The sequence below is a fragment of the Pseudorhodoferax aquiterrae genome (genome assembly GCF_014652235.1).
Classification (GTDB): domain Bacteria; phylum Pseudomonadota; class Gammaproteobacteria; order Burkholderiales; family Burkholderiaceae_C; genus Pseudorhodoferax; species Pseudorhodoferax aquiterrae.
The window spans coordinates 188,067-200,990 of sequence record NZ_BMYK01000006.1 but is presented as its reverse complement, the minus strand read 5'-3'; the positions used below and the strand labels follow the sequence as shown (position 1 = coordinate 200,990).

Here is a 12,924-nt window from a genome sequence, read left to right as displayed (position 1 = left end):
CAGGCGCGCGCACCGGTGCGTCCGGCTGGCGATATGCGGTTAGAGTAGCCGCGCCGCCGCAGCCCTGCGGCCCTGCAACGCCCCACCCCAACCCAGGACACCGACATGCCCAAAGCCTATTGGATCTCGACCTACCGCGCGGTCAGCAACCCCGACAAGCTCGCCGCCTACGCCCAGCTGGCCGGCCCGGCCATCACCGCCGGCGGCGGCCGCTTCCTCGCACGCGGCCTGCCCGCCAAGGTCTACGAGGCCGGGCTGGAGCAGCGCACCGTGCTGATCGAGTTCGACAGCGTGGCCCAGGCCGTGGCCACGCACGACAGCGCGGCCTACGGCGCAGCGCTGGATGCGCTGGGCGACGGCGCCGAGCGCGAGATCCGCATCGTCGAAGGCGTCTGAGCCACCCACGGCGCGCCTGGCGCGCGCCGCGCACGCGCACGCGGCCTTGCCTGCCCGTGCGGCTGTGCGCCGTCCTACGCCGCACCCCGCGCCGGCCGCCCACCATGGCGGTTTTCTGAGCAGGGAGTGCACATGGAACAACGCTTCAAGGGCAAGGCCGTCATCGTCACGGGCGCGGCCTCCGGCATCGGCCGTGGCGTGGCCGAACGCTTCGCACAGGAAGGCGCCAACGTGGTGCTGGCCGACATCGAAGCCGCCAAGCTGCAGACGGTGTCCGCCGGCCTGGACGCCGAGCGCACGCTGGTGCAGCGCTGCGACACGGGCGACCACACCCAGGTGCAGGCTTTGGTGCGCGCGGCCGTGGAGCGCTTCGGCCGCCTGGACGTGATGGTCAACAACGCCGGCGTGGCCTCCGAAGGCAAGGCCGGCGACGTGGCGCTGGACGATTGGGACCAGACCATCCGCGTGGACCTCACGGGCGTGTTCTACGGCTGCCGCGCCGCGCTGCCCGAGCTGCTCAAGACGCGCGGCTGCATCGTCAACACGGCCTCGGTCTCGGGCCTGGGCGCGGACTGGGCCATGTGCGCCTACAACGCGGCCAAGGGCGGAGTGGTGAACCTCACGCGGGCGATCGCGCTGGACTACGGCGGCCAGGGCGTGCGCTGCAATGCCGTGTGCCCATCGCTCACGCGCACGGGCATGACCGAGGACATGCTGGCCGACGCAGAGCTCGTGGCCAAGTTCATGGAACGCCTGCCGCTGGGCCGCGTGGCCGAGCCGGCCGACATCGCGGCCGTGGTGGCCTTCCTTGCGAGCGAGGACGCACGCTTCATCAACGGCGTGAACCTGCCGGTGGACGGCGGCGTGACGGCCTCCAACGGCCAGCCGCCGGGCGGTTGAGCGCGGCAGGGCAGGCACCGCGCTTGCTTCGGTCCGCGGGCCCCGGCCAGCGCCGGGTCCAACCAACACATAAGTCCTGGAAAATCAGGCGATGACACCAACCGATTCCGCCGACTTCGAACAGATGTTCGAGTGGGCCCCGATCTCGCTCTGGCTGGAGGACTTCAGCGCGCTCAAGGATCTGTTCGCCAGCTGGCGCGCCGCCGGCGTGACGGACCTGGAGGCGCACCTGCGTGCCGACCCCACGCGCGTGCAGCAGTGCGCGGCGGGCATCCGCATCCTGCAGGTCAACCGGCAGACCTTGGCGCTGTTCGGCGCGGCCAGCCTCGAGGAGTTGCAGCAGCGCCTGCCCGACGTGTTCCGCGGCGACATGTTCACGACCATGCTGCCCGAGATGCTGTCGCTGTGGAACGGCCGGCTCGACTACAGCAACCAGACCGTCAACTACGCGCTGGACGGCCGGCGCATCGACGTGGCGATCCGAGTGCGCGTGCTGCGCGGCCACGAGACCGCTGGGACCGCGTACTGATCTCGCTGGAAGACACCACCGCGGCCGTGCAGACGCGCCGGCAGCTGGCGGCCAGCGAAAGCCATGCGCGCGACCTGTTCCACTACTCGCCGGTGTCACTGTGGGTGGAAGACTTCAGCGGCGTGAAGCAGCTGCTGGAGGAGGTGCGGGCCCAGGGCATCCAGGACTTCCGCGTGTTCCTCTCGGTGCACCCGGAGTTCGTGGGCCGCTGCATGGAGGAGATCCGCGTGCTGGAGGTCAACCGCCAGACGCTCACGATGTTCGGCGCCGCCAGCCAGGAGGAGCTGCTGGGCAACCTGGGCAAGGTGTTCCGCGACGAGATGCACGACACCTTCGCCGAGCAGCTGATCGACCTGTGGAACGGCAAGACCGAGCAGGTGCGCGAGGTCGTCAACTACGGCCTGGGCGGCGCGCTGATCAACATCCACATGCAGTTCGCCGTGCTGCCCGACCACATGGACGACTGGAGCCTGGTGCTGGTCTCGCTGGTGGACATCACGGCGCGCAAGAAGGCCGAGGCCTACCTCGAGTACCTGGGCAAGCACGATTCGCTGACCCGGCTGCGCAACCGCGCCTTCTACGTGGAGGAGCTCAACCGCATCTCGCGCAAAGGCCCGTGGCCGTTGGGCATCCTGGCGATGGACCTGAACGGACTCAAGCGCATCAACGACAGCGAGGGCCACGTGGCCGGCGACGCCTTGCTGCGCCGTGCCGGCGAGGTGCTGGCCAGCGCCAGTGCGGGCCAGCCCGGCTGCATGGCGCGCATCGGCGGCGACGAGTTCGTGGCCCTGCTGCCGGGCGCGGACGAGCGCGCGGCGCAGGAACTCAAGAGCCGCATCGAGTCGATGATCGAGCTCAACAACCAGTTCTATCCCGGGCAGGCGCTGAGCCTGTCGATCGGCATCGCGAGTGCCAGCCGCGCCTCGGAGGTGGAGGACGCACTGCACGCGGCCGACCGGGCCATGTTCGACGCCAAGGCCCGCTTCTACCGCGACGGGCGCCAGGAGCGGCGCCGCGCGTCCGGCTGAGCGAAGGCGTCAGCGGCCTGGCGCAGCGGCGGGCGGGGCGGCTTCCAGGTCGACCTCGAAGTTCTCCAGCAGGCGGCAGACCAGCATGTAGAAGCCGATCGCCATCGTCAGTTCGACGAGCTGGCGGTGCGGCAAACTGGCCGCGACCGCATCGAACAACGAGGCGGGTGCCTTGACCTGCCGCACCACGGCGTCCGTGTAGTGCAGCACCTGCAGCTCGAGCGCGGTGAAGGCCGCCGGCGGGGGGCCGTCCTCGGGCCGCTGCAGCACGGCCTCGATCTTTTCCGGGGAAACACCGGCCTGCGCCGCCACGCGGCGGTGCTGGAACACCTCGTAGTGCGAGCCGCACAGCGCGCCCACGCGCAGGATGACGAGTTCGCGCAGCACTGGGTCGAGTTCCGAGCGCCGCAGGATCGCGTTGCCCAGGGCCAGGAAGCCCTCGGCGCTGGGGCCGCCGTGCGCCACCATGCGGTAGATGTTGAGCGGCGGGCGGGACGCCACCATCTCGCGGATGGTCGGCGAGGCCTGGTCGAGATCGAAGTACGGAATGCGTGCCATGGCTTGGGTCCTGGTCAGTCGAGACGGATGTTGGCGTTGCGGATCACCTCGCGCCACTTGATGGTTTCCTCGCGGGCGTAGCGGGCCAGTTCCTCCGGCGTGCCGCCCTGCGGCTCGGACGCGGTCTCGAACATCACCTCGACGATGCGCGGCTCCCTGAGTGCCAGGTTGATCTCGCGGTTGAGCCGCTCCACGATGGGCCGCGGCGTGCCGGCCGGCGCCCAGATCGCGCCCCAGCCCGCCACCTCGTAGCCGCGCAGGCCCAGTTCGTCGAAGGTGGGCACTTCGGGCAGCTGCGGCAGGCGCTTGCGCGCGGTAACGGCCAGCGGCCGCAGCTTGCCGGCCTTGATGTGCGGCAGCGAGGCCGGCAGGTTGTCCATGATGGCTGGCACCGTGCCGCCCAGCACGTCGTTGAGCGCCGGCGCGCTGCCCTTGTAGGGCACGTGGACGAAGGAGATGCCGGCCATGCTCTTGAGCAGCTCCAGCGCCATGTGCGTGCTGGTGGAGTTGCCGTTGGAGGCCACGTTGATGGCGCCCGGCCTGGCCTTGGCCTGGTCGATGAAGGCCTGCAGCGTCGTGGCGCCGAAGGACGGATGGACGCTGAACACGTTGGAGACCTTGCCCTGCAACACCACCGGCTCGAAATCCTTGACGGGGTCGAACTCCAGCCGGGGGTACAGGCTCACATTCATGGCGTGCGTGGTGTTGGTGCCGTACAGCAGCGTGTAGCCGTCGGGCGCGCTCTTGGCCACGTAGGTCGCGCCGATGTTGCCGGAGGCGCCGGGCCGGTTCTCCACGATGACGGGCTGGCCCATCTGCCGCGCCAACTGGTCGGCCACGCGGCGGGCCGAGGTGTCGGTGGAGCCACCCGGCGGAAAGCCCAGCACGATCTTGATCGGCCGCTTGGGGTAGTCCTCTTGCGGCTGGCCATGGGCTGGCCGGCCCAAGGCCAGCCAGGCGGCCGGACAGGCGAGCAGGGCGGCAGCGCGCCGCCTGCCATGCGAAACCTGGGGCATGGTCGGATCCTCCGGAGCAGGGTTGTCAGGAAGCGGCCAGCGCGATGCCGGCCGCCAGGCCGCCATCGACGAGCAGCGCGTGCGCGTTCACATAGGACGACTCGTGCGAGATGAGGAACAGCGCCGCGTGCGCCACCTCCCAGCCCGTGCCCTGGCGGCCGAAGGGCAGCGGCATGGCCAGGCGGTCCGGCCGCCGGCGGGTGGCGGCGCGGCCCATGGGCGTGTCCATCAATCCGGGCAGCAGGCTGTTGCAGCGGATGCCCCGCGGCTGGCCCGCCATGGCGATGGCCCGCGCCAGTGCCACCTGGGCAGCCTTGGTGGTCTCGTACGCCGGATTGCCCGAACTGTTGCGCAGCGCCGCCAGCGAGGAGACCAGCAAGATGGAGCCGCCCGGCGCCATGTGCTGCAGCGCCTGCTGCGCGAACAACATGTTGCTGCGCACGTTGACGGCGTGCTCATGGTCCCAGTCCTGCGCGGTCTGGCGTGCCAGGGGGAGGCCGCTGGCCACGCCGACCACGAGCACCAAGCCGTCCAGCCCGCCCATCTGCGCATGGGCGCGCTGCACGAGCGGCGCGATCTGCACGGCATCGGCCACGTCGGCGACCTCGGCATGCACGCGGCCGCCTTCGCGCGCCACCTGCTCGCAGGTGGCGCGCAGCGCCGGCTCCGAGCGGTCCACGCAGGTCAGGGCCGCGCCATGGCGGGCGAACAGCAGGCTGATGGCGCGGCCGTTGCCCACCGGCGGGTCCGGGTCGTCGATGCTGCGCTGGCCGGCCCCCACCACGAGCACCTTGCGGCCGTGCAGCCGCAGCGCCGGCTGGTCGGATGGCTGGCCGATGGCCGGTGCGAAGCACTGTCGCTGCGGATCGATCGCGGGTCCCTGTTGCATGGCGTCTCCTGTGGCTGAGGCGCATCCTAGGGTCACCGATGAAACGTTTCAACATGGGGCTAACCCCTAGCCCGTTCGGGGCTTGGCTATCATGCGGCGCAGGTCGTCGGAAGAAAGCGGATCGATGGGCAAAGGCAAGGTGGATATTCGCGACGTCGCGGCATTGGCCGGGGTGTCGGTGGGCAGCGCCTCACGCGTGATCAATGGTGTTGAAAACGTTTCACCAGAAACCCGCGACAAGGTCGAGCGCGCGATCGCCATCCTCGATTACCGGCCCAACCACACGGCCCAGGCACTGCGCTCGCGCTCGAGCAAGACCATCGGCTGCCTGTTCACCGACGTGACCAACCCGCTCTACGCGCGGCTGTTCCGCTCGCTCGAGGAGCGGCTGCGCAAGGACGGCTACATGCTGCTGCTGGCCAATGGCCTGAACGACGCGCAGCGCGAGACCGAAACGCTGGCCCTGTTCGCCCGGCGTGGCATGGACGGCGTGATCGCAGCGCCCGGCAACGAGACCGATGCGCAGGTGCTGGCCGCGCTCCAAGCGCTGGCCATGCCCGTGGTCGTGCTGGACCGCGACATCGCCGCGCCCGGCTGCGACGCGCTGCTGTTCGACCATGCCGCGGGCATGAAGGCCGCCATGGCCGAGCTGTTCGCGCAGGGCCACCAGCGCATCGCTCTGGCCCTGTGGCGCGCCAGCAGCCGGCCCGTGCGCCGGCGCATCGAGGGCTACCGCGCCGCCTACAAGGCCGCCGGGCTGCGCGCGCCCGACATGCTGGTGCAGGCCGCATCGGCCACGGCCTCGGTGTTCGCGGACGTGGATGCGCTGCTCAAGCGGGCGGACCGCCCCACGGCCATCGTCGCGCAGGGCACCTACACGCTGGGCAGCACGCTGCGCGCGATCGAGGCCAACGGCCTGCGCGTGCCGCAGGACATTTCCGTCGTGACCATCGGCGACTCGGATTTCGCACGCGACCATTCGCCCAGCATCTCGCTGCTCAACGTGGACGCCCAGCGCGTGGCCGAAGGCATCGCCATGCTGCTGCACAGCCGTATGACCGACCCCGGCCAGCCGGGGCGCAGCGAGCGCGTGCCGCTGCAGTTCACCGACCGCGGATCGATCGGGCCGGCGCCGCGGCCCTGAAATTCAATCGTCTTCCGTCGGAATCGCCGCGACTTCGTCGATCCACACGCGCGCCTCGGAATCGCTGGGCGCGCGCCAGTCACCGCGCGGCGAGAGCGAACCGCCCGAGCCGACCTTGGGTCCGTTGGGCACGCAGCTGCGCTTGAACTGGCTGGTCTGGAAGAAGCGCCAGACGAAGGTGCGCAGGTGCTTCTTGATGTCGGCCAGGCCGTACTGGTTGCGCGCGCCCTGCAGCGTGTCGGGCCAGGGCCCTTGTTCCCGGTCGTGCCAGGCCGCGTGCGCGAGGAAGGCCACCTTGGCCGGGCCGAAACCGTGGCGCACGGTGTGGTAGAGGTGAAAGTCCTGCAGCTCGTAGGGGCCGACGGTGTCTTCGGTGCGCTGGCCGGGCTGGTCCTTGCCATCCGCGTCGGCGCCGGCCGGCACAAGCTCGGGGCTGACCTCGGTGGCCAGGATCTCGCGCAGCACGGCGCTGCCCGCATCGCCCAGCAGGTTCTGCCCGGCCACCCAGTGCACCATGTGCTTGATCAGCGTCTTGGGAACGCTGGCGTTCACGTTGTAGTGCGACATGTGGTCGCCCACCCCGTAGGTGCACCAGCCCAGCGCCAGTTCGCTGAGGTCGCCGGTACCGGCCACGATCGCGCCGTGGTGGTTGGCCAGGCGGAACAGGTGGCTGGTGCGCTCGCCGGCCTGCACGTTCTCGAAGGTGATGTCGTAGACCGGCTCGCCACGCGCGAACGGGTGGTCCAGGTCGGCCAGCATCTGGCGGCAGCTGGGCCGGATGTCGATCTCCTTGGACGTGCAGCCCACCGTGGCCATGAGCCGGTGCGCCTGGTCCAGCGTGCGCGTGCTGGTGGCAAAGCCCGGCATGGTGTAGGCCAGGATGTGGCTGCGCGGGCGGTTGAGGCGGTCCATGGCCTGGGCCAGCACCAGCAGCGCGTGGGTGGAGTCCAGCCCGCCCGAGACGCCGATCACCACCTTCTCGATGCGCGCGGCCTCCAGCCGCTGCACCAGCGACTGCACCTGGATGTTGAAGACCTCGCGGCAACGCTCGTCGCGCGTGGCGGCATCGGCCGGCACGTAGGGAAAGCGCTCCACCGTGCGGCGCAGCGCGCCGGGCGCCTGCGGCGGCGCCAGGTCGAATTCCACGGTGCGCCAGGCGGCCAGCTGGGCCTTGTGGCGCGCGGCGGAGGTGCCGAAGCTGTTCTGCCGCATGCGCTCGTGCACCAGGCGCTCCAGGTCCACGTCGGCAAAGATGGTGTGCGAGACATTGGAAAAGCGCTCGCTCTCGGCCTGCAACTCGCCGCCTTCGTAGATCAGGGCCTGGCCGTCCCAGGCCAGGTCGGTCGTCGATTCGCCGATGCCGGCCGATGAATAAAGGTAGGCCGCCAGGCAGCGGCCCGACTGCAGGCTGGCCAGCCGGTGCCGGTAGGCGGCCTTGCCGATCGTGATGTTGGAAGCCGACAGGTTCACCAGCACGGTGGCGCCCGCCAGGGCGGCGTAGCTCGAAGGGGGGATGGGGACCCACAGGTCCTCGCAGATCTCGCAGTGCAGGGCCAGCAGAGGCTGCTGCCGGGCCCGGAACACGAGATCGGTACCGAAGGGCACGTCCTGGCCGAACAGCTGCACGCTGGTCGAGACGGCGGCATCGGCGGCCGCGAACTGGCGGCCTTCGTAGAACTCGCCGTAGTTGGGCAGGTAGGTCTTGGACTGCAGGCCCAGCACCTGGCCACCGGCGACGATGGCCGCGCAGTTGAACAGCCGGTGGTCCACGCGCAGCGGCAGGCCGACGATGGCCACGGCATCGCGGCCGCGCGTGGCCTGCGCCACGGCATGCAACGCGTCGATGCAACGGTCGAGCAGCGCAGCCTGGTGGAACAGGTCGTCGCAGGTGTAGGCCGACAGGCCCAGCTCCGGGAAGGCCACGACCGAGGCGCCCTGGTCGGCGGCGTCCTCGTACAGGCGCACGGTCTCGGCGGCGTTGTACACAGGATCGGCCACGCGGTTGCGCGGCACGGCCACGGCCAGGCGCACGAAGCCGTGGCGCCAGGGATGCAGAAAGGGCAGGTGGCTCAGTCGGTTCGGCACGGCGCAGGAGTCCTTTGTTGACGACGCGGGTGGGCCGCGATGCTAACTGGCCGGCCCCGCTGACTCGCGCAGCGTGCCGCAGTTCCAGCACTGCTCGAAGGGCCCTTCCACGATCTCGGCACAACCGGGGCAGCCCCAGCGCCGCTCCGGCGGATGCTGCAACTGCTCGAGCATGGCCAGCGCCCGGTCCAGGTGCCGGTCTTCCTCGACCCAGATCTCGGGCAAGGCCTGGTCCGGTGGGATCTGGCCGGCGATGCTGCTGGCGTAGGCGCGCTGGACCGTGGCGGAGATGCCGTCGCGCCGCAGCATGTCGGCCCACAGGGTGGCGACCATGAGGTTCGGGGCGGTGGCGACGCGTTGCATGGCGGTCCATCCTATGCGGGGATGGGCGCGCCGCTTGTCCCTATCCCTTTTCTATCTTCTCTATCTCTCAATAGTCGTAGTAGTAGAGGGCGCCCGCGGCTGTGGACAACCGTCTTTTTTCCAGCCGTGCCGCGCACTTGCGGCACCGCCGTGGCTGTGGGCGGGCGCGCTTTCGCGCTGTCGCGCGGGCATGAACAAGTCGCGCGCCGGGCGCGCGACTGTGGACAAGCACCGGCTTGTGCCGGAACTATCCACACGGTTGTTAGTTCAGGGGGCGGGATGGCGGGGCAGGGCCGCTTCGGCGACGGGCACGGCCTGCCCGGCGGGGTCGCGCGCCTGCTGCTGCGCCCGCATGGGCTCCGGGCGCGTCTGGGGCGGCGAGGGTGCCGCGGCCGGGATGGACGCGGCCCGGTGCTCGCTGTACTGCACAGCGGCCACCACGAGCGAGAGCAGCAGCAGGTGCAGCGCGATGCCGGCACCTGGGCTTTCCAGGGTCCATCTCTTCATGTGCGTGGAATAATATCCCACGAAATGTCTGCCCCTTCCCGGTCCGCCGTCGTGCTGGCTTCGGTGCTGCGCCTGCTGCGGCCCGCGGTGCGGCTGCTGCTGCGGCATGGCGTGGCCTATCCCAGCTTCGCGGCAGCGCTCAAGCAGGTGTTCCTGCAGGCGGCTCAGGACGAGTTGGCCGCCAGCGGCCAAAAGCCCACCGACAGCGCACTGAGCCTGCTGTCGGGCGTCCACCGCCGTGATGTGCGGCAATTGCGTGCCGCCGCCGGCGAGGCCGCGCCGCACGCGGCCATGAACATGGCCAGCCAGGTGGTGGCGCGCTGGCTCAGCGACGTAGCCTTCGTCGACGACGAGGGCGTGCCGCTGGTGCTGCCGCGCCAGTCCCAAGGCCCCAGCTTCGACGCGCTGGTCGCGGCCATCAGCACCGATGTGCGGCCGCGCGCCGTGCTCGACGAACTGCTGCGCCTGGGCCTGGCCGAGGAGGGCGGGCAGGGCGTGCGCCTGCTTGCGCCGGGCTTCGTGCCGCGCCAGGGTTTCGCCGAGATGGTGCAGCTGCTCGGGGACAACGTGCACGACCACCTGGCGGCGGCCTGCGCCAACGTCGACGGCGGGCAGAACTTCCTGGAGCAGGCCGTGTTCGTGGACGAGCTGACGCCGGCGTCCGCCGCCGAACTGCACGCCCTGGCGGCCGGGGTCTGGCGCCAGGCCTTCCGCCAGGTCATGCGCGAGGCCCAGGCCCGCTTCGACCACGACCAGGCCCATGCCGACCCGGCGCAGCGCACGCAGCGCGTGCGCTTCGGCAGCTACTTCCATGCCGCTGACGACCATGAAACGATTCGCTGAGCTGCTCGCATGCCTCTGGGTCGCCTGCCTTGTGGTGGCCTGTGGCCCCGGCACCGGTGGCACGGGCACGGGCCCGAACGCGGGTGCCGCGCTCGCCGAAGGCACCTACGCCGCCACGCTGGACGCGGCCCTGCAGCCGATGCAGCCCCTGCCTTGCGGCGACCGGTGCACCGGCGCGCTGGTGCTCTCGGTCAGCGCGGCGCGTGTGGAGCTGAGCCTGCCCTGCCAGCGCTTCGTGCACGAAGGCAGCTGGGTCTTCGATGCCGATGGCCAGGCCGAGCTGACGGGCCGCTGGAGCGGGCTCGTCGTGGCGGACGGCCAGACGGTGCTGCGCGAGCAAAGCGCGCGGCTCACGCTCGTCGCCAGCCTGCCGGACGGGCAGGGCCTGCGCCTGCAGCTGACCCTGCGCGATCTTGAGGGCACCACGCTGCTGGGACCTGTGTGGCTGACGCAACAGCCCCCCGCCGCCGCCGCTGTCTCCTGTCTATCTTCTGAATGATCTGAATAGTCGTAGTAGTAGAGGGCGACTTGTTCCTGTGGGCAACCCGGCTTTGTCCAACGCGATCAAGGGCTTGCGCGATGCACAGCCATGTGGGCCGCCGCCCGGGAAATCGCGGTGCTGCGACGAACAACTTCCGCTCCGGCCTGCGCTCTGTGGACAAGCACGAGGTTGTGCTGGAACGATCCACAGGCTTGTGCGCGTGCAGGCGGCGGCTTCCTACAGGCCGGTTTGTCACAGCTGCGTAGCATGTGCAACAAACCCATCACATCGAGAGTTCCCATGCAGCGCTTCCCCACCGCAACCGCCCTGGCTGCCTTGTGCCTGGCGTTCGGCACCGCCGTCCATGCCCAGCAGCGCCAGGGCACCGGCCTGTACCTGGAGGCCGGACAGGCCCGGCACGACGGCGCATCCACCGAGGCCCTGACCCTGGGCCTGCGGCTGCCCACCGATGTGCGCTTCTTCAGCGGCAGGCTGGCCCTGTCCGTGGATGGCTATGCCAGCCGCTGGCATGCGGACGCCCTGCCGGGCGAGCGCGACAAGTTCACCCAGCTGGGCCTGGTGCCCATGCTGCGCTGGCGCTTCGACGAAGGGCGCTCGCCCTGGTTCGTCGAGGGCGGCGTGGGCGTGTCCTACCTCGTGAACGGCTACCGCACACGCACCAAGGAATTCGGCTCGCGCTGGAACTTCAGCGACCACCTGGGTGTGGGCTACAGCTTCGGACGCCACGAGATCGGCGTGTACGTCAAGCACGTCTCCAATGCCGGCTTGAAGGACCCCAACCCGGGCGAGACCTTCTACCAGCTGCGCTACGGCTACACACTTTGACCGGCAGGCCGGTGCCGCAGCTTCCTACAAAAGAGGTCTGGGCGCCGATGACAGGGCCGACATGCAGGGACTTCTAGATTGGTGGCCAGGGACTCGCGAGAGCCCGCCAACCACACAAAGGAGTTTTCCATGCATCTGAACAAGTCTCTGCGCGCCGCCGCCGCCCTGCTTGCCGCCACGGTCTTCGCCGGTGGCGCTGCGATGGCCCAACAGCAGCCGCCTTCCGTGATCGAGGGCATGCCGGTCAAGCCGGCACCCTCGCGCGACGCCACCAGCGAACACACGCGTGGCGAGATCCGCCAGGAGGCGCGCCGCGCCAACGCCACGGGCGAGGCCGACAAGGGTGGCCGGGTGGCGGCCGACCTGGGCGAGCAGAACGACGCGCTGGGCAGCTACATGGCGCGCAATCGCACGCGCGCCGAGGTGCAGGCGCAGGTGCGCGGCCAGACCGACCGCATCGGCGGCGAGGCCGACGACCTGGGCCGCATGTGAGCGCGCCGCAGTGGTGCCACCGCCGAAGGGGCCGCAAGGCCCCTTTTCTTTTGGCTAGAGATCGATGACCGCGGCCAGCGGCGCGTGGTCGGACAGCTTGTTCCAGGGCGAGCCCGGCAGCACGATGGGCGAATGCGCACTGGCATTGCGCACGTAGATGCGGTCCAGCGACAGCACCGGGAACTTGGCCGGAAAGGTCTTGGCCGAGTGCCCCGTGGCATGCACGAAGACCTCGCGCAGCCCGGCCAGCTCTTCCAGGATGTCGTGGGCACGCCGGCGCCAATCGTTGAAGTCGCCGGCCACCACCACGGGCGCACCGGTGGGCACTTCCTTGTTGATCATCTCGGCCAACAGGCGCAGCTGTTCGCGCCGGTGCGACTCGCGCAGTCCCAGGTGCACGCAGAACACATGCAGCTGGTGCTTCTGACCGGGGATGGCCAGCGCGCAATGCAGCAGGCCGCGGCGTTCCGGGCCGGGCAGCGAAACGTCGCGGTTTTCCTGGTGCACGATGGGGAACTTGGACAGCACGGCGTTGCCGTGGTGACCATGCGGGTAGGCCGCGTTCTTGCCGTAGGCGAACTGCGGCCAGATCGAGTCGGCCAGGAATTCGTAGTGCGGCGCTTCGGGGTAGTCGGGATGGCGCGCCGCATGGCGCGCATGCGTGCCCAGCACCTCCTGCAGGAACACCACGTCGGCATGCACATGGCGCACGGCCTCGCGCAGCTCGTGCAGCATGAAGCGGCGGTTGAACGAGGTGAAGCCCTTGTGGATGTTGACCGTCAGGACCTTGAGCTTGGTGACGGTGCCGTCGGCGGGGGTGTTCGACATGGCTGCGGGGGTGACGCGG

Annotated in this window: 14 protein-coding genes and 1 pseudogene; 8 read left to right on the top strand and 7 right to left on the bottom strand. The window is 70.0% G+C overall.

Features of this window, described 5'->3' with window-relative positions:
- Positions 1 to 105: 105 nt before the first annotated feature.
- From IE209_RS12845 to IE209_RS12835, 3 genes and pseudogenes are all read left to right on the top strand, one after another.
- Positions 106 to 396 (top strand): DUF1330 domain-containing protein, encoded by a 291-nt coding sequence (locus IE209_RS12845; RefSeq protein WP_189687346.1) that lies wholly within the window; start codon positions 106 to 108, stop codon positions 394 to 396.
- 132 nt (positions 397 to 528) lie between these two features.
- The gene (gene budC, locus IE209_RS12840) at positions 529 to 1,296 is read left to right on the top strand and encodes a meso-2,3-butanediol dehydrogenase (RefSeq protein WP_189687345.1); all 768 of its coding nucleotides are present in this window, start codon (positions 529 to 531) and stop codon (positions 1,294 to 1,296) included.
- Positions 1,297 to 1,387: 91 nt separating this feature from the next.
- Positions 1,388 to 2,853 (top strand): annotated as a pseudogene (locus IE209_RS12835) (sensor domain-containing diguanylate cyclase).
- A gap of 9 nt (positions 2,854 to 2,862) precedes the next feature.
- Here the strand turns inward: IE209_RS12835 and IE209_RS12830 are convergent.
- Genes IE209_RS12830 through IE209_RS12820 form a run of 3 tightly spaced genes read right to left on the bottom strand, consistent with a single transcriptional unit; the run spans position 2,863 to position 5,316 of the window.
- On the bottom strand, positions 2,863 to 3,411 hold the full coding sequence (locus IE209_RS12830; RefSeq protein ID WP_189687344.1) for a carboxymuconolactone decarboxylase family protein: 549 nt from the start codon (positions 3,409 to 3,411) through the stop codon (positions 2,863 to 2,865).
- Positions 3,412 to 3,425: 14 nt separating this feature from the next.
- Positions 3,426 to 4,427, bottom strand: coding sequence for a Bug family tripartite tricarboxylate transporter substrate binding protein (locus tag IE209_RS12825; RefSeq protein WP_189687343.1), 1,002 nt, complete (start codon positions 4,425 to 4,427; stop codon positions 3,426 to 3,428).
- Between the two features lie 25 nt (positions 4,428 to 4,452).
- Positions 4,453 to 5,316: an SDR family NAD(P)-dependent oxidoreductase gene (locus tag IE209_RS12820; protein WP_189687342.1), complete on the bottom strand. Its 864-nt coding sequence runs from the start codon at positions 5,314 to 5,316 to the stop codon at positions 4,453 to 4,455.
- Between the two features lie 124 nt (positions 5,317 to 5,440).
- On the opposite strand from IE209_RS12820, the gene IE209_RS12815 reads away from it, so the two are divergent.
- A complete protein-coding gene (locus IE209_RS12815) occupies positions 5,441 to 6,460 on the top strand; it encodes a LacI family DNA-binding transcriptional regulator (RefSeq protein WP_189687341.1) in 1,020 nt (339 codons plus the stop codon).
- Between the two features lie 3 nt (positions 6,461 to 6,463).
- Here the strand turns inward: IE209_RS12815 and IE209_RS12810 are convergent, their stop codons facing one another.
- From IE209_RS12810 to IE209_RS12800, 3 genes are all read right to left on the bottom strand, one after another.
- The gene (locus IE209_RS12810) at positions 6,464 to 8,545 is read right to left on the bottom strand and encodes an NAD(+) synthase (RefSeq protein ID WP_229882826.1); all 2,082 of its coding nucleotides are present in this window, start codon (positions 8,543 to 8,545) and stop codon (positions 6,464 to 6,466) included.
- A gap of 42 nt (positions 8,546 to 8,587) precedes the next feature.
- Positions 8,588 to 8,908, bottom strand: coding sequence for a putative signal transducing protein (locus IE209_RS12805; protein WP_189687340.1), 321 nt, complete (start codon positions 8,906 to 8,908; stop codon positions 8,588 to 8,590).
- Between the two features lie 267 nt (positions 8,909 to 9,175).
- Positions 9,176 to 9,415 carry a hypothetical protein gene (locus tag IE209_RS12800; RefSeq protein ID WP_189687339.1) on the bottom strand — a complete coding sequence of 80 codons (240 nt, stop codon included), beginning with the start codon at positions 9,413 to 9,415 and terminating at the stop codon, positions 9,176 to 9,178.
- Between the two features lie 24 nt (positions 9,416 to 9,439).
- Here IE209_RS12800 and IE209_RS12795 point away from each other — a divergent pair, with 24 nt between their 5' ends.
- The 4 genes from IE209_RS12795 to IE209_RS12780 all read left to right on the top strand — a co-directional run bounded on the left by IE209_RS12795 (position 9,440) and on the right by IE209_RS12780 (position 12,077).
- Entirely contained in the window at positions 9,440 to 10,258 is an 819-nt protein-coding gene (locus tag IE209_RS12795) for a DUF6502 family protein (protein ID WP_189687338.1), read from the top strand.
- Complete coding sequence (locus IE209_RS12790; RefSeq protein WP_189687337.1) at positions 10,242 to 10,757, top strand: hypothetical protein; 516 nt, start codon at positions 10,242 to 10,244, stop codon at positions 10,755 to 10,757. Before IE209_RS12795 ends, IE209_RS12790 begins: the two co-directional genes overlap by 17 nt.
- Before the next feature lie 282 nt (positions 10,758 to 11,039).
- The gene (locus IE209_RS12785; RefSeq protein WP_189687336.1) at positions 11,040 to 11,585 is read left to right on the top strand and encodes an acyloxyacyl hydrolase; all 546 of its coding nucleotides are present in this window, start codon (positions 11,040 to 11,042) and stop codon (positions 11,583 to 11,585) included.
- Between the two features lie 129 nt (positions 11,586 to 11,714).
- The gene (locus IE209_RS12780) at positions 11,715 to 12,077 is read left to right on the top strand and encodes a hypothetical protein (RefSeq protein ID WP_189687335.1); all 363 of its coding nucleotides are present in this window, start codon (positions 11,715 to 11,717) and stop codon (positions 12,075 to 12,077) included.
- Between the two features lie 54 nt (positions 12,078 to 12,131).
- Here the strand turns inward: IE209_RS12780 and IE209_RS12775 are convergent, their stop codons facing one another.
- A complete protein-coding gene (locus IE209_RS12775) occupies positions 12,132 to 12,905 on the bottom strand; it encodes an endonuclease/exonuclease/phosphatase family protein (protein ID WP_189687334.1) in 774 nt (257 codons plus the stop codon).
- Positions 12,906 to 12,924 lie beyond the last annotated feature (19 nt).

Excerpts from the sequence above, each read along its gene's own strand:
- IE209_RS12790 (WP_189687337.1), top strand. The coding sequence starts at position 10,242 with ATGAAACGATTCGCTGAGCTGCTCGCATGCCTCTGGGTCGCCTGCCTT.
- IE209_RS12815 (WP_189687341.1), top strand. The coding sequence starts at position 5,441 with ATGGGCAAAGGCAAGGTGGATATTCGCGACGTCGCGGCATTGGCCGGG.
- IE209_RS12845 (WP_189687346.1), top strand. The coding sequence starts at position 106 with ATGCCCAAAGCCTATTGGATCTCGACCTACCGCGCGGTCAGCAACCCC.
- IE209_RS12805 (WP_189687340.1), bottom strand. The coding sequence starts at position 8,908 with ATGCAACGCGTCGCCACCGCCCCGAACCTCATGGTCGCCACCCTGTGG.
- IE209_RS12825 (WP_189687343.1), bottom strand. The coding sequence starts at position 4,427 with ATGCCCCAGGTTTCGCATGGCAGGCGGCGCGCTGCCGCCCTGCTCGCC.
- IE209_RS12800 (WP_189687339.1), bottom strand. The coding sequence starts at position 9,415 with ATGAAGAGATGGACCCTGGAAAGCCCAGGTGCCGGCATCGCGCTGCAC.
- IE209_RS12820 (WP_189687342.1), bottom strand. The coding sequence starts at position 5,316 with ATGCAACAGGGACCCGCGATCGATCCGCAGCGACAGTGCTTCGCACCG.
- budC (WP_189687345.1), top strand. The coding sequence starts at position 529 with ATGGAACAACGCTTCAAGGGCAAGGCCGTCATCGTCACGGGCGCGGCC.
- IE209_RS12780 (WP_189687335.1), top strand. The coding sequence starts at position 11,715 with ATGCATCTGAACAAGTCTCTGCGCGCCGCCGCCGCCCTGCTTGCCGCC.
- IE209_RS12795 (WP_189687338.1), top strand. The coding sequence starts at position 9,440 with ATGTCTGCCCCTTCCCGGTCCGCCGTCGTGCTGGCTTCGGTGCTGCGC.
- IE209_RS12775 (WP_189687334.1), bottom strand. The coding sequence starts at position 12,905 with ATGTCGAACACCCCCGCCGACGGCACCGTCACCAAGCTCAAGGTCCTG.
- IE209_RS12830 (WP_189687344.1), bottom strand. The coding sequence starts at position 3,411 with ATGGCACGCATTCCGTACTTCGATCTCGACCAGGCCTCGCCGACCATC.
- IE209_RS12785 (WP_189687336.1), top strand. The coding sequence starts at position 11,040 with ATGCAGCGCTTCCCCACCGCAACCGCCCTGGCTGCCTTGTGCCTGGCG.